The sequence below is a fragment of the Pseudoalteromonas sp. AS71 genome (genome assembly GCF_038900275.1).
Taxonomy (GTDB): domain Bacteria; phylum Pseudomonadota; class Gammaproteobacteria; order Enterobacterales; family Alteromonadaceae; genus Pseudoalteromonas.
On sequence record NZ_JBBMQZ010000011.1, the window covers coordinates 1 to 23,498 of the forward strand.

General features: G+C 38.8%; 17 protein-coding genes and 1 rRNA gene. 10 read left to right on the plus strand and 8 right to left on the minus strand.

Going from position 1 to position 23,498, the window contains the following annotated elements; genetic code table 11:
- The 3 genes from WNY98_RS09865 to rhlB form a co-directional block, all read right to left on the minus strand.
- Positions 1-65: ribosomal RNA gene (locus tag WNY98_RS09865) — 16S ribosomal RNA — on the minus strand; the annotation flags it as partial.
- Between the two features lie 543 nt (positions 66-608).
- Positions 609-2,102: a guanosine-5'-triphosphate,3'-diphosphate diphosphatase gene (gene gppA / locus WNY98_RS09870; protein WP_342877794.1), complete on the minus strand. Its 1,494-nt coding sequence runs from the start codon at positions 2,100-2,102 to the stop codon at positions 609-611.
- Between the two features lie 43 nt (positions 2,103-2,145).
- Positions 2,146-3,423, minus strand: coding sequence for an ATP-dependent RNA helicase RhlB (rhlB, locus tag WNY98_RS09875; protein WP_024598841.1), 1,278 nt, complete (start codon positions 3,421-3,423; stop codon positions 2,146-2,148).
- Positions 3,424-3,514: 91 nt separating this feature from the next.
- Between rhlB and trxA the strand changes: the two genes are divergently transcribed.
- Entirely contained in the window at positions 3,515-3,841 is a 327-nt protein-coding gene (gene trxA / locus WNY98_RS09880; RefSeq protein ID WP_002960942.1) for a thioredoxin TrxA, read from the plus strand.
- Positions 3,842-4,026: 185 nt separating this feature from the next.
- On the plus strand, positions 4,027-5,286 hold the full coding sequence (rho, locus tag WNY98_RS09885) for a transcription termination factor Rho (protein ID WP_002960945.1): 1,260 nt from the start codon (positions 4,027-4,029) through the stop codon (positions 5,284-5,286).
- 64 nt (positions 5,287-5,350) lie between these two features.
- On the opposite strand, the gene WNY98_RS09890 is transcribed toward rho, so the two are convergent.
- Positions 5,351-8,170, minus strand: a complete 2,820-nt coding sequence (locus WNY98_RS09890; protein ID WP_342877795.1) for an ATP-binding protein — start codon at positions 8,168-8,170, stop codon at positions 5,351-5,353.
- Between the two features lie 76 nt (positions 8,171-8,246).
- Between WNY98_RS09890 and WNY98_RS09895 the strand changes: the two genes are divergently transcribed.
- On the plus strand, positions 8,247-8,819 hold the full coding sequence (locus tag WNY98_RS09895; protein ID WP_342877796.1) for a DNA-J related domain-containing protein: 573 nt from the start codon (positions 8,247-8,249) through the stop codon (positions 8,817-8,819).
- Between the two features lie 22 nt (positions 8,820-8,841).
- Here WNY98_RS09895 and dbpA read toward each other — a convergent pair whose 3' ends face one another.
- On the minus strand, positions 8,842-10,230 hold the full coding sequence (dbpA, locus tag WNY98_RS09900; protein ID WP_024598838.1) for an ATP-dependent RNA helicase DbpA: 1,389 nt from the start codon (positions 10,228-10,230) through the stop codon (positions 8,842-8,844).
- 191 nt (positions 10,231-10,421) lie between these two features.
- Here dbpA and WNY98_RS09905 point away from each other — a divergent pair, with 191 nt between their 5' ends.
- From WNY98_RS09905 to WNY98_RS09915, 3 genes are all read left to right on the plus strand, one after another.
- The gene (locus WNY98_RS09905; RefSeq protein ID WP_342877797.1) at positions 10,422-12,500 is read left to right on the plus strand and encodes a TonB-dependent receptor; all 2,079 of its coding nucleotides are present in this window, start codon (positions 10,422-10,424) and stop codon (positions 12,498-12,500) included.
- A 180-nt stretch (positions 12,501-12,680) separates the two neighbouring features.
- The gene (locus WNY98_RS09910; RefSeq protein WP_342877798.1) at positions 12,681-14,081 is read left to right on the plus strand and encodes a M20/M25/M40 family metallo-hydrolase; all 1,401 of its coding nucleotides are present in this window, start codon (positions 12,681-12,683) and stop codon (positions 14,079-14,081) included.
- Positions 14,082-14,187: 106 nt separating this feature from the next.
- A complete protein-coding gene (locus WNY98_RS09915) occupies positions 14,188-15,129 on the plus strand; it encodes a tetratricopeptide repeat protein (protein ID WP_342877799.1) in 942 nt (313 codons plus the stop codon).
- Between the two features lie 75 nt (positions 15,130-15,204).
- Here WNY98_RS09915 and WNY98_RS09920 read toward each other — a convergent pair whose 3' ends face one another.
- Entirely contained in the window at positions 15,205-16,110 is a 906-nt protein-coding gene (locus WNY98_RS09920; protein ID WP_170072757.1) for a DUF808 domain-containing protein, read from the minus strand.
- A 144-nt stretch (positions 16,111-16,254) separates the two neighbouring features.
- On the opposite strand from WNY98_RS09920, the gene WNY98_RS09925 reads away from it, so the two are divergent.
- The 4 genes from WNY98_RS09925 (at position 16,255) to WNY98_RS09940 (ending at position 19,614) form a co-directional block, all read left to right on the plus strand.
- The gene (locus WNY98_RS09925; protein WP_294119778.1) at positions 16,255-16,536 is read left to right on the plus strand and encodes an MliC family protein; all 282 of its coding nucleotides are present in this window, start codon (positions 16,255-16,257) and stop codon (positions 16,534-16,536) included.
- Between the two features lie 209 nt (positions 16,537-16,745).
- A complete protein-coding gene (gene ubiD, locus WNY98_RS09930) occupies positions 16,746-18,212 on the plus strand; it encodes a 4-hydroxy-3-polyprenylbenzoate decarboxylase (RefSeq protein ID WP_342877800.1) in 1,467 nt (488 codons plus the stop codon).
- Between the two features lie 109 nt (positions 18,213-18,321).
- Positions 18,322-19,035 carry an NAD(P)H-flavin reductase gene (gene fre / locus WNY98_RS09935; RefSeq protein WP_342877801.1) on the plus strand — a complete coding sequence of 238 codons (714 nt, stop codon included), beginning with the start codon at positions 18,322-18,324 and terminating at the stop codon, positions 19,033-19,035.
- A gap of 168 nt (positions 19,036-19,203) precedes the next feature.
- Entirely contained in the window at positions 19,204-19,614 is a 411-nt protein-coding gene (locus WNY98_RS09940; RefSeq protein ID WP_342877802.1) for a CBS domain-containing protein, read from the plus strand.
- 58 nt (positions 19,615-19,672) lie between these two features.
- On the opposite strand, the gene add is transcribed toward WNY98_RS09940, so the two are convergent.
- Positions 19,673-20,674, minus strand: a complete 1,002-nt coding sequence (add, locus tag WNY98_RS09945) for an adenosine deaminase (protein WP_024598832.1) — start codon at positions 20,672-20,674, stop codon at positions 19,673-19,675.
- A gap of 127 nt (positions 20,675-20,801) precedes the next feature.
- Positions 20,802-23,489, minus strand: coding sequence for a CHASE domain-containing protein (locus tag WNY98_RS09950; RefSeq protein WP_342877803.1), 2,688 nt, complete (start codon positions 23,487-23,489; stop codon positions 20,802-20,804).
- Positions 23,490-23,498 lie beyond the last annotated feature (9 nt).

Genomic DNA, 23,498 nt, shown 5'->3' on the forward strand with positions numbered 1-23,498 from the left:
TCGACTTGCATGTGTTAGGCCTGCCGCCAGCGTTCAATCTGAGCCATGATCAAACTCTTCAATTAAAAAGTTTTATGTCTTTCGACAGCTCAATGAATTCTGAATTTATTTTAATATCTTTCGATATTGAATTGACTGTGCCGAAGCAACTTATAAATAAGTTACTTCTGTTGGTCACTCAGTTTTCAATTGAGACTCTAATTTGTTTGCCTCGCTACTTGCTCAATAAAGAAAGAAGTAGGTTGGCTGTTAGAACTCAATCTGTACGAGTGCCCACACAGATGATTGCTTTATATTGTTAAAGAACGTTGCGATTAAAGTTAAACTTTATCTCGCTAGGGCTGCGTATATTACGCTTTCCTATTTTTTTGTCAACACTTAAATTTAAACTTTCTAAAAAGATTAAATCTAAGTTTTACTTAACACACTGAGTAGTTCCTGCCTTGCTATGCGTTGGCGTTTCCCGTCTCAGTGGGGTCGCATTATAGGGAGATCCGAAAACAGATCAACCCTTTTTTGAAGAAAACTTGAAATAATGTGCTGTTCGCACATATTTACATCGAAATGGTTACTTTAAACACTAAAAAGGCCCTGATGGGCCTTTTTAATTAGTTTACTATGAGCTTCCACCCAAGTTTACCTTGCTGTTTAGACTCTTGTTGTAGCTCGCTAGCCATTAATGGATGATCTTTTAACCAGTTACTTTCAAACTTAAGGTCTAACACTTCATTTTTAGCTGTTAACTCAAACTTAGGCAGTACATCATCTTGTCTGCGCATTGATAAGATGACTGCTATTCGTAGTAATCTCACTATATATTGCGCTAATAGACTATTTACGCCGAGTGAATTAAAACAGTCTTTTGGAAAATCAGAACGATGCGCATCCGCTACCGCTACTATTAATTTATGCTCTGACTGTGAAAAACCAGGCATATCAGTATTTTCCAAAATATAAGCGGTGTGTTTATGGTACTGCTTATATTCTATTAGTAATCCAATCTCATGAAGCTGCGCTACCGCTTTTAATAGTGGTAACCCATTTAAACTTTCAATTGGCCAATCTTTATCAATACTTATCGTTAACTGCATAGCCAAGCTTGAAACTCGACACGCTTGTTTTTGATCAACGTGATAACGACTCATAAACCCATCAACTGTGCGTTTACGAATGTCGTTATTATGAAACTCCGGAACCATGCTATATAAAACACCTTCACGCAGTGCTCCACCCGCCAATCCCATTTTTTCTATTTCAAGAGATTCAAATAGTGCGATTAAGATTGCGAGTCCTGATACAAATACCAGTCGACGGTCTTCACTTAATCCAGGAAGGTCTAGCGCTGCAATGGTGCTAAATGCAATTGCTTGCTCTTTTATAGTGTTGAGCTTTTCAAGCGTGAGTAAATCGTCAAGATTTTGAGCGACCATAATTTCTTGAATTGCTTGCACTGTGCCAGAAGCACCAGATGCAATTTGCCATCCCGCTGTTTTATATTCTGGAGAAATTTCATCAATGACTGTACGAGCTGCCTTTATAGCTGCGTTAAAGTTACCCTTACTTAATTGGCAGTCTTTAAAGTAGCGTTCAAGATAGGTAACACACCCCATATTGAGGCTTTTGTAATGTAAGGCATCAAATGCTTTACCAATTACAACTTCGGTACTTGCACCACCAATATCAATAACAAGCTGTTTGCCAGTACAAGATGAAGTATGAGCAACACCTTTATAAATTGTGCGCGCTTCTAATTCTCCGCTAATAACATTAATGCTATGGCCAAGAATCTTTTCTGCATGGTTTTTGAATACTTCGGCGTTAGTTGCCAACCTTAAGGTAGCTGTTGCTACTATGGTGATGTTTTTATCTGGGATATCTTGTAGACGCTCAGCAAAAAGGGCAAGGCATTCCCAGCCTCGCTGCATTGCTTCAGTGCTCAATACGTTATCTTTATCAAGCCCTGCGGCTAATCGGACTTTGCGTTTAACACGTCCAATTGTTTGTAGACCGCCAGCAATTGATTTGGCTATAAGCATATGAAAGCTATTTGAGCCCAAATCAATAACTGCGTATACATTTTTTTGCGGTTTAAGTTGCCCCACCGTTCAAAAACCTCTAGTTACTACTACTTATACAAACGGTCGCTTACGACCGTCCTTTTTGGTAACTATTATTTGGGCGACGTCCGCTGTTATTACTACGGTTACGTGGACCATTTGAATAGTTGCGCTTTCTTTGAATAATAGGCTGAGTTAAATCATCTAGCAATGCTGTTTTATCATAATGAGATAAAGGAATGCTGTGCTCTATATATTCTTCAATTTCATGCAAGTTATAAGCATATTGCTCACACGCAAAACTGATTGCGTGGCCTGATGCACCGGCGCGGCCAGTTCGGCCGATACGGTGAACATAATCTTCACAATCGTCAGGTAAATCAAAGTTAAATACATGACTTACTTCTGGAATATGAAGACCACGCGCAGCAACATCTGTAGCAACTAAAAAGTCTAAGTCGCCCTTGCTAAACTGCGCTAATATAGTTTGGCGTTTTTTCTGGTTAACATCACCAGTAAGCATGCCTACACGATGACCGTCTGACTTAAGCCAAGCATAAACAGTTTCACAACTGTGCTTAGTATTTGCAAACACGATTGCTTTCTCTGGCCATTCTTCTTCAATTAAGGTTAACAACAGCTTAATTTTATCTTCTTGCGAAGGATGAAATAGCTCTTCTTGAATACGTTTACCCGTTTTAACGTCAGGTTCAATTTGAACATGCTCTGGGTTTGTCATGTGCTCAAAAGCTAATTCTTGTACGCGATATGATAATGTGGCAGAAAATAATAAGTTTAAACGCTTTGATGTATCTGGCATACGATCGAACATATAGCGAATATCTTTGATAAAACCTAAATCGAACATACGATCAGCTTCGTCAAGCACGACTACCTCAATTTCATTAAGGGTGTAACAGCCTTGCTTATACAGATCAATTAGACGACCTGTAGTACCAATTAAAATATCAACGCCTTTTTCTAGTTGTGCACGTTGTTTTTCGTAATCTTCGCCACCATATACTAAACCTAAGTTAAGATTACAGTGCGGCGCTAAAATTTTAGCATCTTTGTGTATCTGAATCGCAAGCTCCCGAGTAGGGGCCATGATCAGGGCTCTTGGATGTTTACTAGGTGCTTTGCTAGATTGTAATAACCGATGGCACGTGGCAGTTAAAAATGCCAACGTTTTGCCTGTACCAGTTTGAGCTTGGCCCGCGATATCGCGTCCATCACAAATAAAAGGTAGGCATTTTGCTTGAATAGGTGTGCAATATTCAAACCCATTCTCGGTTAAACCGGCAACCACTTCCGGTGCGATAGCAAAGTCTGAAAACTTTTTATCGGTTAAATGTGTCTTAGTCATAGCGTTTAAGCATAACGTTTAAACTTGCAATAAGAAACAAGAGTGTTTAAATACGCACTAAATATTTCGCCTAACTAAATCGGAGAGCGCAATGAGCGAGAAAATAATCCAAATTACTGACGATAGCTTTGAAGCTGACGTATTACAATCAGACAAACCAGTACTAGTAGATTTCTGGGCTGAATGGTGTGGACCTTGTAAAATGATCGCCCCTATTCTTCACGAAGTTGCTGATGAATACGACAGCCGTGTGACTGTTGCTAAATTAAATATCGACCAAAATGCTGGCACACCACCAAAATTTGGTATTCGTGGTATTCCTACTTTACTTCTTTTTAAAGATGGCCAAGTAGCTGCAACGAAAGTAGGTGCTCTTTCAAAAACTCAACTTATCGAGTTTTTAGAAAACAACATCTAACTGTAAGCTAGAACAATAAAAAGGGCTTTTTGCCCTTTTTTAAATTTATTTTGTATAAAGACTGGACGCTTTGCCAGTGAACTGCTAGTTTATAAAGCCAACTAATCCTTAGTTATATTCAACAAACCTCACTCAACGATCAAAGCGATTTTGAGTATGACAACTGTAATAAAGAACCCACCAATATGCATTTACGCGAATTAAAAGACAAGTCCATTAAAGAGCTTGTAGACTTAGCTGAGTCCATGGGGCTCGAAAACGTAGCCCGCTTAAGAAAGCAAGATATCATTTTTGCCATTCTTAAATCCCATGCCAAAGGCGGAGAGAATATCTTCGGCGGCGGTGTATTAGAGATTTTACAAGATGGTTTCGGCTTCTTAAGATCATCAGAAGCCTCTTACTTAGCTGGCCCAGATGACATTTATGTTTCACCTAGCCAAATTCGCCGTTTCAGCATGCGTACTGGCGATTCAATTTCAGGTCTTATTCGTCCACCTAAAGACGGTGAACGTTACTTTGCTTTACTTAAAGTAAATGAAGTTAACTTTGATAAACCTGAAAACTCTCGAACTAAAATTCTTTTTGAAAACCTTACTCCATTACATGCAAACGAACGTTTTCGCATGGAACGTGGTAACGGCAGTAAAGAAGATATTACAGCCCGTGTACTTGATTTAGCATCTCCTATTGGCCGCGGCCAACGTGGTTTGTTAGTAGCTCCGCCAAAAGCGGGTAAAACAATGCTGCTTCAAAATATTGCACAATCAATTACGCACAATCATCCTGATGTAACATTAATGGTTTTACTTATTGATGAACGTCCGGAAGAAGTAACAGAGATGCAACGCCTAGTTAAAGGTGAAGTTATTGCATCAACGTTCGATGAGCCAGCTTCTCGTCACGTACAAGTTGCCGAAATGGTTATCGAAAAAGCAAAACGCCTAGTTGAACATAAAAAAGATGTTGTTATCTTATTGGATTCAATCACTCGTTTAGCACGTGCTTATAACACCGTTATTCCTTCATCAGGTAAAGTACTTACTGGTGGTGTTGACGCTAACGCATTACATAAACCTAAGCGCTTCTTTGGTGCTGCACGTAACGTTGAGGAAGGTGGTAGCTTAACAATCATAGCTACAGCTCTTATCGATACTGGCTCTAAAATGGATGAAGTTATCTACGAAGAGTTTAAAGGTACTGGTAACATGGAACTTCACCTTAACCGTAAAATTGCGGAAAGACGTGTATTCCCAGCTATCGACTTTAACCGCTCAGGTACTCGTCGTGAAGAATTACTAACAAAACCAGATGAACTTCAAAAGCTTTGGATTTTACGTAAAATTGTTCATGACATGTCAGAAATTGATGCAATGGAATTCTTAATCGATAAACTATCGATGAGCAAAACCAATGATGAATTTTTTGATTCGATGAGACGCCAATAAAAGCGTTTTAATTGAATAAAAAAAGCGCCTAAGGCGCTTTTTTTGTGTCTGGATTAAATACAGTTTAACTCTCATTATACTTTTTAAGTACACTCTGCAGTGTATCAACGAGCGCTTTAAAATCATTTGCACTGCTTTTTTGGGTTCTGTGTAGAAGTGCTCTGTCTAAATTTTTAGCCGATTGCGCAATTTCATCCAAACCAAACATTTGTGCAGCCCCTAAAATGCGATGGCTATCTTTTTGTAGCGCACCTAAATCTTCGCTTATAAAATGCTGGGTAATCGTTTCACTCTCCAAAGCAAAGCTCTGCTTGAAACTAATCACAAGATCGCTCATATCAACTTCATTTTGCTTTATAATTGGTTGATCTTCTGCATTATGTAGGTGATTAGAGAGCGCTTTATAAAATGACTCTTTGTCTATCGGTTTACCTAAGTAACCTGTAAACCCTAACTCTAAGTAACTATCTACTTCATGACTCATAGCATTTGCTGTTAAAGCAAAAATAGGCCGTTCAAAACCACACTGTTTCAATAGTTGGAAAGCAGAACGCCCGTCCATCACTGGCATTTGAATATCGAGTAATACTAAGTCAGGGTATTCTTTTAAGCACTGCTCTACCGCTTGCTCACCATTTTCAACAGCAATAACCTCGAGTCCCATTGAGCGTAAATAGCGGCTTATTAACCTACGATTATCAGGATGATCCTCCGCAAGTAAAACACGACCCGCCAATCGCTTATTTTCCTTAGAAGTACTTTGAGCTTCAATCATGCTTTGCGATTTATTTACTTCTGCGCACGGTAAAAAGAACGAGAACTGACTGCCCTTTTTGTATTCGCTTTGTACGCTAATATAACCGCCCATCATCGCGGCTAATTGTTGTGATAAGCTAAGGCCTAACCCTGTACCACCAAAGCGACGGCTAATGCTGTTATCTGCTTGGCTAAAGCATTCAAAAATAAGCTTTAACTGTTTAGAGCTCATACCAATACCGGTATCTTTTATAATAATAACCAGCCCTTGATCACTCTTATTTAAAGCAATGATGATCTGGCCAGCGTGAGTAAACTTAATAGCATTGGCACATAAGTTTATAAGAATCTGCTTTACGCGAATCAAATCGAGCTTAGTGTAAAACTCATTACCCACTTGATTGTCTAAAATGAGGCGTAAATTTTTTGCTTTTGCTTGAGTGATAAACATTGCATGTACGTCATTTACAAGCTCTACAATATCAAAGCACGAAATATTTAACTCTAACCTATTAGCTTCAATTTTACTTAAATCGAGCACGTCGTTTATTAAGCTTTTTAAATGGTCGCTATGGCGCTGAATTACTCTTAATTCATCTTTAAGTGACTCAGGCTCATATAATTCATTAATTAAAGCATCTGTTTGCCCTAAAATAGCCGTTAGTGGAGTGCGGATTTCGTGGCTAATATTGGCCAAAAACTGGCTTTTAACATCGTTAGCTTCTCTTAGCTCCTGTGCTATTGCCTGTAACTCGGCAGTGCGCTGCGTAACTTGCTCTGTTAACTGCTGCTTAGCGCGTTTTTCTGCGCCACGGCGGTAAAGCGCAATACCAGTTACAACAACCAAAAGTAATAGTAAAAAAGAGAATAAAGTAAGCTGAGAACGCTGCGACATTTTTAGCTCTTGCACACGTCGATCTTGTTTAAGTTTTTCTATCTCTTGGTTTAATTGTGTTGCTTTAAATTGATGCTGAAGTACCGCTAGTGCATTTATAATTGCTGTACTTCTGAGCTTTCGTAGCTCACTAATATATTCTTGTTGCAAGGCCATTGCGCTTGAATAATCGCCTTTACTGGCTTCAAGTAGTGCTTTAGTCCCTAAACCCTCCCTAATTATTCGCTCACTGCCATATTCGTGAGCAAGTGAAATAGCTCTATCTAAACTTATTTTCGCCTCTTCTAAGTTGCCTTTAACAAACTGAATTTTACCAAGCGCATGTAGCGCATTAAGCTCTAAATTATGGTTACCTATTTTAAGCGCATAGTACTCACCTAATTTAGCTTGCTCGTACGCTTCATCTACTTTTTTTAACACTAAATTAGTATTTGCCAAGTTAGTATATTGCGTAGATAACTTATTGTAATCATTGGCTGAAATATAATAACGCAGCGCTAGCTGGTAATAATGAAGTGCTAAGTCAAATTGATTACTCTCCATATGAGCAACACCCATATTGTTGTATACCTGCGCAATACCACTTTTATCATCTAACCGCTGATAAACTTTAAGTACATCTTGATAAAGACTAAATGCACTATCGTAGCGTGATAAGCGTATATAAACGCCTGCTATATTAAGTAATATGTCGGTTTGATCTTGCTCACTACCGTGCGCTTCGTAAATAGCTTTTGCCTTTAAGTAAAACTCTAGGGTATCGCCTAGCTTATTCATATTAAAATAAGCCAAACCAATATTATTTAGTAAATTTGCTTGTTCAAGTAGTTGTTCATTTTTTTCAGCTAATACTAGGGTGCGGGTATATTCACTTATGGCCTTTTGAAATAGGCCTTGATAAAAAAGTGCTACACCTTGCATTTTTATTGCACGAAAGTGCTCGTCAGGAAAGAAAGTATCTGAAGTGTTTTTTTCTAATAATTTAAAATAGTGTAAAGATTCTTTAAAATTATCAGCCGATAACGCACTATTACCTAATGCCGAATAAACAGCGACACGCTCTTTTTTGGAGGCATCTTTATTAGTAAGTAGCATGTTTGCTAATTGTAATTTAGGCTCCCACTGTACTTCGTTTTTGAATTGCTCAAATAAAGAATCAGTATTTTGGGCATAGCCAGGAGCTATTAGTACACAGCATATAGTAAATAAGAGGCATTTTAACTTGCCCAGCATAATTTTAATCCTTCAAACCGTTACTTATATCAGTGTAATCTTTATTGAAGATACACCAACTACTAGGGCCTAAACAATGCTTAACCCACTGATTGATGAGATTTTTGAGCTAATACTAACAAAGCAGGTTTGGCAAGTTCATACTTTAGCAGCAGAACTGACCACCCGTAGCGCTATGACCACTCTCGATAAAAGTCCTGAACGTGATTTATTTAAACGTAACTTTTTAATTATGAATGCACTGTACCAACTGCAGGCACAATTATGCCCTCAGAGTTTACTCATTTCAGCTCTGCATATCGAGCTTTTAGAAAAAGGAGATAATAGTTTAGTAACAACAAACGAGAATTTGCGAGATTATTATTTAGATTGGTATAATTACGATACTAGTGAAGAGCAGATTGATGAGCTTTTAAATAGCTTTTGGCGTCAGTTTAAAACGCTGCCGCCACAACAGGCTTTAAATGAAAATGAATTTAAAGAGTTGGCTTTAGAATGGAAGTTACCTGAAAATTTTACTCTTAAAAACGTTCAAAAGCGCTGGAGACAACTTGCATTACAAATGCACCCAGATAAACCAAGTGGGTGTGAAGTGAAGTTTAAAAAAATAAAATTACAATACGAGCAGCTAAAGGTAGCTGCTCGTTAATCTATTAATTTAGAAGTTTAAATTAACGAGTAAGGCGACGAGCGCGGATTTTTCGCCCTTTAATATTACCTTCGGTTAATTTACGAAGCGCTGGTTTTGATGAATTACGTTCAACAGCAACAAATGCTACGTTATCAAGTACGTTAATTTTACCTACCTGACGACCTGCAACACCATCTTTACCCGTTAAAGCACCTAAAATATCACCAGCGCGCACTTTTTGCTTTTTACCTGAATCAATCATTAAAGTAACCATTTCAGGGCGGTACGGCGGCTTGTCTAATAAATTAAATGGTGGCATTTGTTCTGGCGTAATATCACGCTCGTAATGTTCGCCTATTTGAGCAATTTTAAACGCTTCTGCTTCACCGTAAATAGAACATGCAATGCCCTTTTTACCTGCGCGCCCAGTACGACCAACACGGTGAACATGTGTTTGCGTATCATGTGCCAAATGGTAGTTAATAACCATATCCATATCATCAATATCTAAACCACGTGCAGCAACATCGGTAGCAACAAGTATTGAAGCACTTTTATTTGAAAAGTGAATTAACGTACGTTCACGATCGCGCTGCTCTAAATCACCGTGTAGCGAAACAGCACTAAAGCCTTCGTCAGCTAAATCGTCACACACTTGTTGTGTTTCTACTTTGGTATTACAAAATACAACACAGCTTTGTGGTGTAAATTTAAGTAGTAATAATTTTAGCGTTGGGTAGCGCTGCTTATTATTATCCATTTTGTAGAAGTACTGCTTAATTGTACTTTTGGCTTGTTCTTCTTCTACTTTAACCATTTCTGGGTTTTTAAGTACACGCTTAGCAATTGCTTCAATAGCTCTTGGGAATGTAGCACTAAATAACAATGTTTGACGATTTTGTGGAATACGCTCAATAATTGCATCAAGTGTGTCTTGAAAACCCATATCAAGCATTTGATCGGCTTCATCAAGCACCAATGTTTCAACATCATCTAAACGTAAAGTACCTTTACGAATATGGTCGTCAACACGCCCAGGCGTGCCAACAATAATATGCGCACCATGTTCAAGCGAGCCAATTTGAGGACCAATTGATACACCACCGCATAGCGTTAATATTTTAATATTGTGGATACCGCGCGCTAATTTTCGCATTTCAACCGCAACCTGCTCAGCAAGCTCTCGGGTTGGGCATAAAACTAACGACTGAATACGAAAGCGTTTTACGTTTAATTTAGCGAGTACACCTAAACTAAACGCAGCAGTTTTACCTGAACCGGTTTTTGCCTGAGCAATGATGTCTTTACCAGCAAGTACAGGCGGTAAACTTTGTGCTTGTACGGGTGTCATGTGGGCATAGCCAAGTGTTGATAAATTATCAACGAGTCCAGTCGGTAAAGCCAAAGATGAAAAAGCAGTTGAAGTCACAGTAAGTTCCATAGCAATAAAAATAACGTGGGGGAAAGCCCCACTAAATATGCCGCTAATAATAGCAGAATTCGTAATTAGCAACCATTAACAAACACATAATAAAGTACGTTAACAAAAGGTGTTGAAAATGATAGTAGTTTGCATTAAGATCGCGATTGTTTTTTACATAACTGCGCTGGAAGCAATCAATGAAACTGAATTCTCTTTACCTAGCACTACTGGCAAGCATTACAACAAACGCATATGCAAACTCTACCGACCTTGAACGTATAGAAGTAAAAGGTAGCTACTTTAACGACTACAAAGTAGACAACGCTAATGGCGCAATGAGAACATCAGCTTCATTACTTGAAACCGCACAATCTGTAACCGTAATAACAGACACTATTGTTAACGAACAGCTCGCCACTACACTTGGCGAAGTGCTAACAAATGACGCCAGCTTAACGGCAGGCTCACAGCAACGAAACCGTGAAGTATTTAACCTACGTGGGTTTGAGCTAAGCTCATCAACAGGTTATTTACGTGACGGCCATCAGCATTGGTCTCACTATCAACAACCAATCGAAATTTTACAACAAGTTGAAGTAATTAAAGGCCCATCAAGCATTTTATACGGTCAGTCAGGCCCTGGTGGCTTGGTTAACATGGTAACCAAAAAACCAACTGTAACTACACTGTTTAATGCCAGTGCCGATGTAGATCAGCATGGCTCAACTCGTTTTATGATGGATGCCAGTGGTGCCTTGACTGAATCTGAAGATTTACGTGCACGTGGCATATTAGTAAAGCAAGACGTAGATTACTGGCGTAAATATCAAAATGGTGAAAACCGTGAGCGTGACCGCTTTTTAGGTGCTTTAGTTGTAGATTACGATATTAGCGACAATGCATTAGTACGTGTGCATTACGACCGTACAGACGACGAAGCAGGTTTAGATACGGGTGCATGGATAGACGATAACGCCAAAGTAATTGGTAGCGACAAAACAATTCGTGATATGTCTTGGGCATTTACCGATATAACGGTAGAAAACGTAGGTTTAGACCTAGAGGTATTTTTAACCGATAACTGGCAGGTAAAGCTTGGCTATAACGAACAAACGTTTGAGCGCCAACGCTTTGAGTCAGCACCGCGTATGCCAGGCGGCTTTGCTGAAGGTGACAGCTATCAATCTCGCCCTTACGATCGTTTTGATGATTGGCAGTTTAAAACCGCATTTATTGATTTTATTGGTGAATTTGAAACAGCTGGTATTCAACACCAATTATTAATTGGCGCAAACTCATTGGATTACTACTATGGACAACGCCGCACGTCTGCCGACTACTTCGACTTTTCAGCAGGGCAAGCAGAACCATCTCGCCCATCAGTAAGCTATAAAACAGATGATACAATAAGCGAAACTGAATACGACTACTACGGTATTTACGTTCAAGACTTAATTTCGTTTTCGCCAGAGTGGCAATTATCGCTAGGTGGACGTTACGATAAGCAAACGCGAGAAGATGCAGATAACGAATCATTTGTACCAAAAGTAGGCGTGCTTTATCACCCAAATGCTTCTGCAACTATATACGCTAGTTACTCAGAAGGTTTCGAGCCTCAAGGTAGTGAAACCTTAATTGATGAAACAGATGTAAATAACGGTATGAAATTAGATGCTATTACGTCTGAGCAAAGAGAGATTGGCATTAAATGGCAGTTATTTGATGACCGCCTAATGCTTACCAGTGCTATTTTTGATATTAGCAAAGAAGGTACTCTTGTTAGCGAACAGCTTGAAGTTCCTATTGGGTCATTCACAAGTGAAACAAACCAAGTAGGTGAACAACGTCATAAAGGTGTTGAGCTAAGCGCTCAAGGTGCCGCTACTGACCGTTTATTTGTTATGGCGTCAACTATGTACCTCGATGCAAACTTTGAGCGTGACGAAGAACTTGAAGGCAAACGCCCTACCGATGCACCAAAATGGTCGGTATCACTTTGGACACGTTATGAATTAAACGACGCAATTGCACTTAATGCAGGTGCTTTTTACGAAGGCGAGCGTTTTGCTGATAGCGCCAATACAATTACTAAAGATGCGTACACTCGCGTTGATGTAGGTGCTACTTATAAATTTAACTTAAGTAATACCGATATTAATTTACGCCTTAATATCGAAAACTTATTTGATAAAAACTATTTAGGTGGTGGCGGTACTAGTAATGTAACTGTTGGCGAAGGCACAAATCTTCGTTTAGCTGCGCAATTTAGCTTTTAAATAAATGCCTTAAATAACAGCTTTAAAATATAGCCCACGTGCATTTACGTGGGCTTTTTTACATCTAAAAATTTATACCTAACAGTATTAAACCCATTACAACGCCTATTCATCTCATCTATTTTTTATAGCGTTTATTACATGCTTTAATAGTGTTAATTATTAAAAAGGCTTACCCAAATGAAAAAAATCATTACCGCATTACTGCTTACTAGCAGTATGGCTGCAAACGCTAACAGCGCCGAATTTACCCAAAAACAATTACAACAAGTAGACGAAGTACGCACCTCGGCTCTAAATAGTGATTTAAGCTATAAATTACTAGAGTCATTAACAACTGAAGTTGGCCCACGACTTCCTGGAACCGAAAACGATAAAAAAGCCGTGGCATGGGCTCAAGCCAAATTTAATGAACTGGGCTTTGATAAAGTATGGCTAGAAAAAGCCACCTTCCCTGAATGGCGCCGTTATAGCGAAAGCGGAAAAATACTAACACCAAGCGAGCAACCTCTTCATTTAACTGCATTAGGTAACAGTATAAGTACACCAAAAGATGGGATCACAGCACCAGTAGTCTTGTTCGAAACACTTGATGAGTTAATTGCTGCACCAGATAACAGCTTAAAAGGTAAAATTGCGTATATTAATTACCGCATGAACCGCGATATAGACGGCAATGGTTACGGACCGGCTGTAAAAGCACGTGGCACAGGCGCTATAGAAGCCTCTAAAAAAGGGGCTGTTGCCTACATGATGCGATCAGTAAGTACCGGCCATCATCGTTTTGCTCACACTGGCGGTAGTTACTACAAAGAAGGTGTTACAAAAATACCTAACGTAACAATTGCTAACCCAGATGCAGACCAAATCGCACGACTTATTGCATTGAATAAAGACGTGTCGGTAAATATTAATGTGCAAACCGAAAATCTAGGTGAAGGAACAGGTTATAACGTTATTGGCCAATTTAATGGTACCGAAAACCCTGAGCAATATGTATTAATTGGCGGGCATTTAGATTCTTGGGACTTAGGGACTGGCGCACTAGATGACGGCGCAGGCGTTGCACTAACAATGGCAGCCGCTAAACATATTAGCGATGTAAAACGTCCTAAGCGCAGTATTCGTGTGGTACTTTTTGCAGCTGAAGAGCTAGGTCTTTGGGGTGCAAAAGCTTATTTTGAAGAGCATAAAAACGAGTTAAGCAATATTGTTGCAGCCGCTGAGTCTGACTTTGGTGCCGATGTAGTATACGCTTTTGAGTCAAATGTAGATGCCGCTTCGCTTCCTGTAGTACGCGCAATAGCAAAAGAGCTTTCACCATTAAATGTTGAATACATTGGTAAAAACCAAGCGAATGGAGGCCCGGATCTAATTCCACTTAAGAATGCAACGTCAGCACCTATTTTTGAACTTGCTCAAGATGGAACTGATTACTTTGATTACCACCATACAGCTGACGATACGCTTGATAAAGTAACACCCGCTAAGCTTCGTCAAAATACCGCAGCATACGCCGTATTTGCTCTAATGGCTGCTGATGCAAAAACAACAATCAAGCCTAAAGCACAAACTAAATAACCTGAACTCAGGTTAAACAGTAACTGACATACTTACTTACAGTTTGTTGCTTTGATTAATGCGCTCCTTGTTTTACCTTTAGGTAATTAAACAAGGAGCGTGCTTTATGTTACTTTTCAACACGAGTGAATCATTTCCACATTTTGCACAAACAATACGCTGCCCTCACTGTCAAAGCGACGCCTACCATTTAATAAATAAAAGCCGCTATTTACGATTTAGTATTTTGCCCATGCTCGCCTTAAAATTAAATTACAAACGCGAGTGCTATCAATGCGGAAAAAACGAACCTGTAAAAATAACGCAACTACCATTAATAGAAAAACTAAGCCTACCTAAGTACTTTATTGGCACTTTTTTATTGCTTTGGATAATCACCTTCTTTTATCAACAGCATCTTGATAACGAAGCTCAAAAGCAAAATTACTTAAGCACACCAAAACTATACGATACCTATTTAGTACAGGCTGATAAATTTACCCATGAACCTTGGACTCTTACAAACCTAAAAATTGCTCAGGTGATAAGTTTTGACGCGCAATTTACTACCTTTCAAGTAAGTAACTACAGCTATAAACGAAACAACAGTGTTACGCTGGCAATGCGTACTAGCCAATTGGTACAAAATAACTATTTTTCAACTAACACCATTACTCTCCCCCGCAATGAAATAAAGCGCTTATATAATGACGAAGTTATTTACGACGTACTACGCCCTTATGCCAACAGCCTTTATGGCGGATTTGTGATGTTTCCTCCTAAACCTAAGCCACTATATAAAGGCTTAAAGCTCGATAAAAATAATCAACAAGGCATTATTTATTTTAAAGATGGATTATTTGTTGAAGCATTTGATAGCTTTAAATTAGCTGCTGAAGCAGGCTCTCAGTGGGGGCAATTAAATTTAGCGCAGATGTATCGTGATGGTGAAGGAATAGCTCAAAATCATCAACAAGCTATTTACTGGTATAAAAGGGCCATAGAGCAAAAAAATACTAAAGCACAATTTGAATTGGAATCTCTTTGTGAAATAGCTGAATGCGGGTAAATCGATTAGGTAAGCTATCAATTGACTAAAAGTCGGTTTTTATAAAGCTGGCGTAGTAAATACGCCAGCTATTAATTATTTTTTAAATAACTTTGTATAACTTACATGTATAAGCACAACAACTAAGCCAGCAATAACGCCTAGCAAACCATCAAACAAGAGAGGCGCTAATACTTCTCCTGTGCCGCCAGCAACAGACTGAGCATAGCTTGTTACATCCAACTGAGTATGATGTAGTAACTCAACGCCATGTACTAAAATCCCGCCGCCTACTAAAAACATTGCAATGGTGCCCGCAAATGCTAAAAACTGCATTAATCTAGGCGCTGCTGCGAGTAAGCCTTTTCCGAGTAACTCTTTAAATTTATTTGCTGACACTTTAGATTGATTAAGTAAATAAAGCCCTGCATCATCCAATTTTACAATACCGGCCACCAAGCCATAAACGCCAATCGTCATTATAATTGCGATAACACAAAGCACTAAAGCTTGGTTAAGCAATGTAGCACCAGCCACTGTGCCTAAAGTAATAACAATAATTTCGGCAGAAAGAATGAAGTCGGTTCTTATTGCGCCTTTTATTTTTTGCTTTTCGTATTCGACTAAGTCTAATTTTTCATCCTCATCTACCACTTCATTGTGATGAGGCAAAAACTTAGCAAATACTTTTTCCGCTCCCTCAAAACATAAAAACAAACCACCCATCATTAACAGAGGTGTTATTAACCAAGGCAGCCATACGCTTATTAATAAAGCGGCGGGTACGAGTATCGTTTTATTTAAAAATGAGCCCTTTGCTACAGCCCAAACAACAGGTAATTCACGCTCTGCTGCAACACCTGTAACCTGCTGGGCATTGAGTGCTAAGTCATCGCCTAGTACACCAGCCGTTTTTTTTGTTGCTACCTTACTCATAGTCGCAATGTCGTCAAGTAAAGTGGTTATATCGTCTAATAACGTTAAAAGGTTAGTGCCTGCCATAAAGCTTCCGAGCTCAAAAAATATTGCTATAAACATAACGTAAAGCGTAATTTTCACCAACGGTTAATTTTGCTTTGTTATTCTCATACAAACAAAACAGATAAGTCATCTAAAAATAGTGGCTTAAAAGTAAATGGAGGAATGATGAAAGTATATTTGGCTATAGTGTCCGGTTTACTTAGCTTAACGGCATGTAACGACCCGCAAATAAGTACCACCTACTTATGTGATAAAAGCACTGTTAATCTTAATGTTATTAATCAGAGCAATGCTGAGCTTACTTTCAATAATCATACTTATTTACTTAATCGAGAAAGAAGTGCATCCGGTAATAAATATATAAATGAAGATGTTTTATTTTGGGGGAAAGGTAACAACGCAATGCTAATAATTGCAGGAAAAAAATACCAATGCGTTACAGAGTAAAAAATAATATATCCAATTCAATGCTGAACTAAATAAAGTAATAAAGCGTACTAAAAGAATAACCACCCTATAAAGCCAAGTTAAAAACTAATTAACTCATACATATTTAAACTGTATTGAGGGTACTCTAAGTTTTGAGTGCAAATAATGACTTGCCTTGTATGAACTGGGTATAATACTTCAACTCTTTTGCTTAATAGCGGCCCACAATGAAATATAAAGATCTACGTGATTTTATCGATTTGCTTGAAAAAAAAGGCGAACTTAAACGTATCACCCAAGAAATCGACCCGTATCTTGAAATGACCGAAATATCTGATCGCACATTGCGTGCTAAAGGTCCCGCGTTATTATTTGAAAACCCAAAAGGCTACGGTATGCCGGTGCTTACCAACTTATTTGGTACACCAAAACGCGTAGCAATGGGCATGGGCCAAACCGATGTTAGTGAGCTGCGCGAAGTAGGTAAGCTACTCGCTTTTTTAAAAGAGCCAGATCCACCAAAGGGCATTAAAGAAGCTCTAGGCGCTATACCGATTTTTAAGCAAGTGCTTAATATGCCAGCAAAAGAAGTTAAAAAAGCGCCTTGTCAACAAGTAGTTTTAGAAGGTGATGATGTAGACTTAACTAAATTACCTATTCAGCATTGCTGGCCAGGTGACGCTGCACCATTAATTACTTGGGGCCTTACCGTAACTAAAGGGCCTTATAAAAAGCGCCAAAATTTAGGTATTTATCGCCAGCAGCTATTAGGCAAAAATAAAATAATTATGCGTTGGTTATCACACCGTGGTGGCGCGCTTGATTTTCAAGAATGGTGTAAAGAAAATCCAGGGCAACCTTACCCTGTCTCGGTAGCACTAGGTGCCGATCCTGCTACTATATTAGGTGCAGTAACGCCTGTACCCGACACATTAAGCGAATATGCGTTTGCTGGTTTATTACGTGGTAGCAGAACCGAAGTTGTTAAATCTATTTCCAATGACTTGCAAGTCCCTGCCAGTGCAGAAATAGTACTTGAAGGTTACATTATGCCAGGTGAAATGGCGCCAGAAGGCCCTTATGGCGATCATACTGGTTACTATAATGAAGTAGATGACTTTCCTGTTATGACCGTGACTCACTTAACGCATCGTAAAGACCCTATTTATCATAGTACATTTACTGGTCGTCCGCCTGATGAGCCTGCGATCTTAGGTGTAGCACTTAATGAAGTGTTTGTGCCGATATTACAAAAGCAATTTCCTGAAATCGTTGATTTTTACCTTCCGCCTGAAGGGTGTTCGTACCGTATGGCGATTGTAACAATGAAAAAACAATATCCTGGCCATGCCAAGCGCGTGATGATGGGAGTTTGGTCGTTCTTACGTCAGTTTATGTATACCAAGTTTGTAATTGTGTGCGATGACGATGTTAACGCCCGCGATTGGGAAGATGTTATTTGGGCTATAACAACCCGAATGGATCCAGCACGCGATACAACATTAATAGAAAACACACCTATTGATTATCTCGATTTTGCATCGCCAGTCTCTGGCCTTGGTTCAAAAATGGGAATGGATGCTACCAACAAATGGCCTGGCGAAACCACCCGCGAATGGGGCGAGCCTATTGTTATGGATAAAGACACCAAAGACCGCGTAGATGATATTTGGGAAAGCCTTAATATTGTTTAAGTGTTTATATGTAAGTACATATCAGGCTATAAAATAACCCTGCAGATATGCTAGAATCGAGCTATTCGATTGCGTATCTGCTGTTACAAGCGCTGCTAAAAGGTAAAAAATGCAAACATTAAAAGCTGAAGTTGTAGCTATCAGCCCACTTACAGAATTTGTTCATAAAGTAATTTTAAAGCCACAACAACCTGTGACCTTTGAAGCTGGCCAATACATGCAACTCGTATTGGGCGAAAAAGACAAACGTGCTTTTTCTATAGCTAGCCGCCCTTCACAATGCGATGCAATAGAACTGCATATTGGCGCGTCAGGTGCCGATTCGTATGCAATGCAATCGCTGGAACATTTACGAAACGCCCATACCACTGGGCAATTAGTAGACATTGAAGCTGGCTTGGGTATTTCACAGTTGCGCCTGCAATGTGAGCGCCCTATTATTTTACTTGCCGGTGGTACTGGTTTTTCATACGCAAAATCAATGGCTGATCACTTAGCTGAAATTAAGTGCGACCGTCCGGTATTATTTTACTGGGGTGTAAAAGAAGAGTCTGCTTTATACGCACATACAGAAATGCAAACATGGGCCGATAGCCACAAAAACTTTGAGTTTATCCCTGTGGTAGAAAATCCATCGGCTAATTGGCAAGGTCATACTGGCTATGTACACAAAGCAGTAATGCAAGATATTGTATCGCTTGAATCGTACGATATTTATATGGCCGGTCGTTTTGACATGATAGGTATAGTGCGTGATGACTTTATTACTCATGGTGCAATACGCGAAAACATGTATGCAGATGCATTCGCATTTATCAAATAATTGAAATTTACTTTCAGTTATAAATAAAGGCACCTAATCGGTGCTTTTATTTTATATAGCAAAAAATATTTAATAGTTAAAATCTATCAACCTCATCAATATAAACAATTTCCTAAATCCCTATCTATAAACCATACTTTGTATAGAACATCAGCGGGAGAGACCCAAATGCTAAATACAAAAGTAAAAGATTTTATGCAACGCAAGTTGCCAAATATCACACCAGATACAGAAATGACGACAGCCATAGCAGAACTACAAAAATTTAAACTACTTGGCGCACCAGTATTTGATAAAGATAAATGCCTAGTCGGATTTATCTCAGAGCATGAACTTTTAAAACCGCTTACGCAAAGCAGTTATTTTTGTGATGGGATGGTTAAAGTATCGCAACTTATGCAAACAGGGGTAGTGACTGTTAGCGGCGATACCAACATTATCGAGCTTGCACAGCAGATGCAGCCTGGTAAACCAAAAAACTACCCTGTTGTAGAGGGTGTTAAAGTAATCGGCATGATCAGCCGAGCAGATGTACTTAAAGCACTCTACGATAATTACATGAGCTGCCAAACACACTAAATATAATTTACAGATACAAAAATGCCGCTTATAAAGCGGCATTTTTAATGTTCTTAAATTAACGCGCGCTAACGAGTGCTGAAAGTTCTTTTTTATCGCCATCGCTTAAAAATGCTATTTCTAACGCATTTTTTTGCGCTTTTTCCATATCAGCTTGTGTTAAACCAGCTTTAGGTGCTGCAACAGTATATTCGTACTCAATTTCAATGCCTTCAACTGCTGGGTCATCAGTATTAATACACGCTAAAATACCGTGATCTAAAAACTGTTTAAGTGGATGTTTAGCTAAGTCGTTCACTGTACTTGTTTGAATATTACTTGTTAAGCACGACTCAATACCAATACGGTTATCGCGTAAGTAATCCATTAATTTTGGATCTTCAATAGCTTTAACGCCATGCCCTATTCGGCTCGCACCTAGCTCGTTAATTGCTTGCCAAATACTTGGGGCACCAAGTGCCTCTCCAGCATGAATAGTCGAAGCTAAATAAGCATTTCGTACTTGCTTAAAGTGATCTACAAATAACTCCCCCGGAAAACCAATTTCGTCACCGGCTAAATCAACAGCCACTAAATCATTTTTAAATGCGAGTAATGCATCAAGCTCTTTTTGACATGTTTTTACGCCATAAGTACGCGATAAAATACCAATCAAGTTAGCTTTTATATTTGCACCCTTTGTTGCTGATTTAATACCATCAACAACCGCTTCTACAACCCCTTCAGGGTGTAAACCTTGGCTCTGCGCCATGTAGTAAGGGCTAAAGCGAAGCTCTACATAATCAAGGCCTTGCGCTTGTGCATCTTCAATGTTTTCAATCGCTATGCGTCTACACGCATCGTAGTCACCAAGTACAGTGACACCCCAATCTAGCTTTTGTAAAAAAGCCATAAGGTTTGGCTCAGGGTCAATAACTTGAACATGAGGAATTAATGCCTCAACGTTATCTGCAGGTAACTCTATATTAAACTGACGACCAAGTTCTAATATGGTTTGCGCACGTACATTACCGTCTAAATGACGGTGAATATCTAGCAAAGGTAATTTTCTATTGATCATAATAGCAACCCAGTTTAGTTAAATTTGCGCGCATGATACGCAGATATAGTTATTTTTCAAGTGTATATGGTTTGCGTTAAGTTTAAGCGGTCATATGTCTGCTTTTTGTGCAAAAAAATAGCGTTACTTATTTATTTGATAAATAATGCCAAAGAGTTTTAAAAAGCGTATTTGCATCAATAGGTTTAGTAATATAACTATTCATCCCCGAGGCTAATGCCTTTTTAACATCATCGTCATGGGCGTTCGCCGATAGTCCTATTATGGGTAAATCAATTAACCCTAAATCACAACGAATTACTTTTGTTGCTTGGAGTCCATCCATTCTTGGCATCTGAATATCCATAAGAACAATGTCGTAGCTATTTTCGGTTAGCTTTTCTATGGCTTCAAAACCATCGTTAGCAATGTCGGCAATACACCCTTTCGTTTTTAAAATGGCATTGGCAACATGCTGATTAAGCGGGTTGTCTTCGACTAAAAGTAATTTATAGTTTGTGAATGATAAAGTACTTACATCTATTTCGTTATATTGCTGCTGTATTTGCTCTGCTTTTGGTAAAGGCGAGATGAGCGGCAAACTAAATGTGAATGTAGAGCCCTTTCCTTCATAACTAACTAAATCAATTGCACCGCCCATTAGTTCAACCAATTTTCTACAAATACTTAACCCTAAGCCAGTGCCACCATATTGACGAGAGGTTGAGCTATCGGCTTGCGCAAATGGTTTAAATAATTGTTTTTGTGCTTCGCTACTAATACCAATACCCGTATCGTTAATACTAAAGTAAGTCATTTTTTTAGATTGCCAAATTTTCAGAGTTATCTCACCTGCTCCTGTAAATTTAACCGCATTATTGAGCAGATTCAGCAGCACTTGTTTTAAGCGGATTGGATCGGCATTAATAACCAAATTTGATGTTTTATCAAAATCGAGACTTAACTTTATTGATTTAATGTCAGCTTCAAACTGAAGTAAATTGAGCATTTCATCCGCTAAACTCACTACATTAATGGGCTCTTGTATTAAGTCTAGCTTGCCTGCTTCCATTTTTGAAAAGTCGAGCACATCGTTTAATACCCGCAGTAAAACACCAAGTGCCCCATCTGCTTGTTCAATGTAACTTCTTGCTTGTTGCCAATCATTTTGCTGTAGCGCTAAATAATGCAGCCCTTTTATACCGTTAATAGGGGTGCGGACTTCGTGGCTCATATTTGCCAAAAATTGTCCCTTAATATGACTCGCTTCATCTGCTTTTTGTTTTTCTTTACGTAAAGTATGTGTTTGCTTAGCCACTTGTTCGCGAATTTGTATGTTTGTACCAGTAACTGAAATCAAAAATGTAATCAATAGCCACACAAACAACATCCCTACTATTTGTGCAAGCCAATACATTAACCAAGACGTTCTAACTATTGGTTCATATAACTCGACCTGCCACATGCGTTTGCCAATCAACAATTGATATTCTTTAAACAGCATTTGCGAGTTATCGGTATCGGCAATATAAATTGCCTGCTTTTCCCCTGGTATCGTTGTATCAAAAAAACTGGCTGAAATTGAATTGTTGTGATCAAATAACAATGTTTGCGATAAGCGCTTAAGGCTAACAATAGCGGCCACAAAACCTTGAAAATCATCTTCGGTAGATGATTCACCAAAAACAGGATATAAAAAGAGCACTCCCTGCTCAGCTGTATTTTGGACTAAATTAATTGGCTCACTTAGTGCTAGCTCATTGAGTGTTTTCGCTTTGCTAAGCGCTACTCCTCTTACTTTACTTGAAGCCAAATCAAATCCTAAAGCATCTTCATTGCCCTCTAATGGATATACATATTTTACAGGAAAGTAATTTCTACGATCACCTGCAGGTTGCCAAGCTCCATCTAGTGACTTTTCTTTTATGTATAAAGGTTTGCCTGTGGCTGTATTTTCATGTGTTTCAAAATCAGTGAGTTTATTTGCTGATACATAAGGTATCCATTCAAATGCTAAAATTTCTTGGCTATAGTCCAATTGCTTTGAAGTAAACTGTTTAAACTCTTTAAAATTCACGTTATCACTACTAGCAAAGTATGTAGCTAACAATCCTAAGTGAGCAGTAATACCATCGAGCTTCTGGCTTATAGCATTTTGCACAACAAGTATTTTGGCTTCTTGCTTTTGAATGTCTTTTTCTTTTTTAACACTGGCAGCACCATAAAAACTAACGCTAATTAGTATATAAATTAATAGTGAAGGTAAAATCACCAGCATACGATGGCGTACTTGCGTGTAGTTAAAAGCAGCCAGTACTAGCGGTGTAAATATAAGTACACCAATACTGTCGCCAATCCACCATGCTATAAAATTATCAAAAATAGCATTGGTCGGGATCACATTATTCAATGCTAATAAGCTAGTTCCCACACCTGCTGCAATAACACAGCATATTGGCCCTGCTACTATTAAGCTTTGTATACTGTGTTTTAAAGAAGATAAATCTAGCGGCGCCTTAATAACATTTACTATAATTTGACGACCAATCCAAGCCTGTAAAACAGAGGCTAAAGTGACGCAAATAGCTTGTAAAAGCACATTAAAATGAAGAATATCTACAGTGTTATCAAGATGAATTAAGTTAGTACAGAAAGCACCAAGAATAAGGCCAATAAATGACTTACGTCCCCAAATTAAAAAGCTCGCTAAAGCAATTCCTGAGGGCGGCCAAGAGGCGACCGCATAGCCATCTACAGAAAGAAGTGAGTTGCTAAAATACCCAGTAAAAAAGTAAGCACAAGCCAAGCTAAGGGTTAATATTAAAAACTTTCTCAATGCTTGTGC

Coding starts and splice junctions, on each gene's coding strand:
- WNY98_RS09890 (WP_342877795.1), bottom strand. CDS start 8,170: ATGCTGGGCAAGTTAAAATGCCTCTTATTTACTATATGCTGTGTACTA.
- WNY98_RS09940 (WP_342877802.1), top strand. CDS start 19,204: ATGCTAAATACAAAAGTAAAAGATTTTATGCAACGCAAGTTGCCAAAT.
- WNY98_RS09925 (WP_294119778.1), top strand. CDS start 16,255: ATGAAAGTATATTTGGCTATAGTGTCCGGTTTACTTAGCTTAACGGCA.
- rhlB (WP_024598841.1), bottom strand. CDS start 3,423: ATGACTAAGACACATTTAACCGATAAAAAGTTTTCAGACTTTGCTATC.
- WNY98_RS09910 (WP_342877798.1), top strand. CDS start 12,681: ATGAAAAAAATCATTACCGCATTACTGCTTACTAGCAGTATGGCTGCA.
- trxA (WP_002960942.1), top strand. CDS start 3,515: ATGAGCGAGAAAATAATCCAAATTACTGACGATAGCTTTGAAGCTGAC.
- add (WP_024598832.1), bottom strand. CDS start 20,674: ATGATCAATAGAAAATTACCTTTGCTAGATATTCACCGTCATTTAGAC.
- rho (WP_002960945.1), top strand. CDS start 4,027: ATGCATTTACGCGAATTAAAAGACAAGTCCATTAAAGAGCTTGTAGAC.
- WNY98_RS09915 (WP_342877799.1), top strand. CDS start 14,188: ATGTTACTTTTCAACACGAGTGAATCATTTCCACATTTTGCACAAACA.
- WNY98_RS09905 (WP_342877797.1), top strand. CDS start 10,422: ATGAAACTGAATTCTCTTTACCTAGCACTACTGGCAAGCATTACAACA.
- WNY98_RS09895 (WP_342877796.1), top strand. CDS start 8,247: ATGCTTAACCCACTGATTGATGAGATTTTTGAGCTAATACTAACAAAG.
- ubiD (WP_342877800.1), top strand. CDS start 16,746: ATGAAATATAAAGATCTACGTGATTTTATCGATTTGCTTGAAAAAAAA.
- WNY98_RS09920 (WP_170072757.1), bottom strand. CDS start 16,110: ATGGCAGGCACTAACCTTTTAACGTTATTAGACGATATAACCACTTTA.
- fre (WP_342877801.1), top strand. CDS start 18,322: ATGCAAACATTAAAAGCTGAAGTTGTAGCTATCAGCCCACTTACAGAA.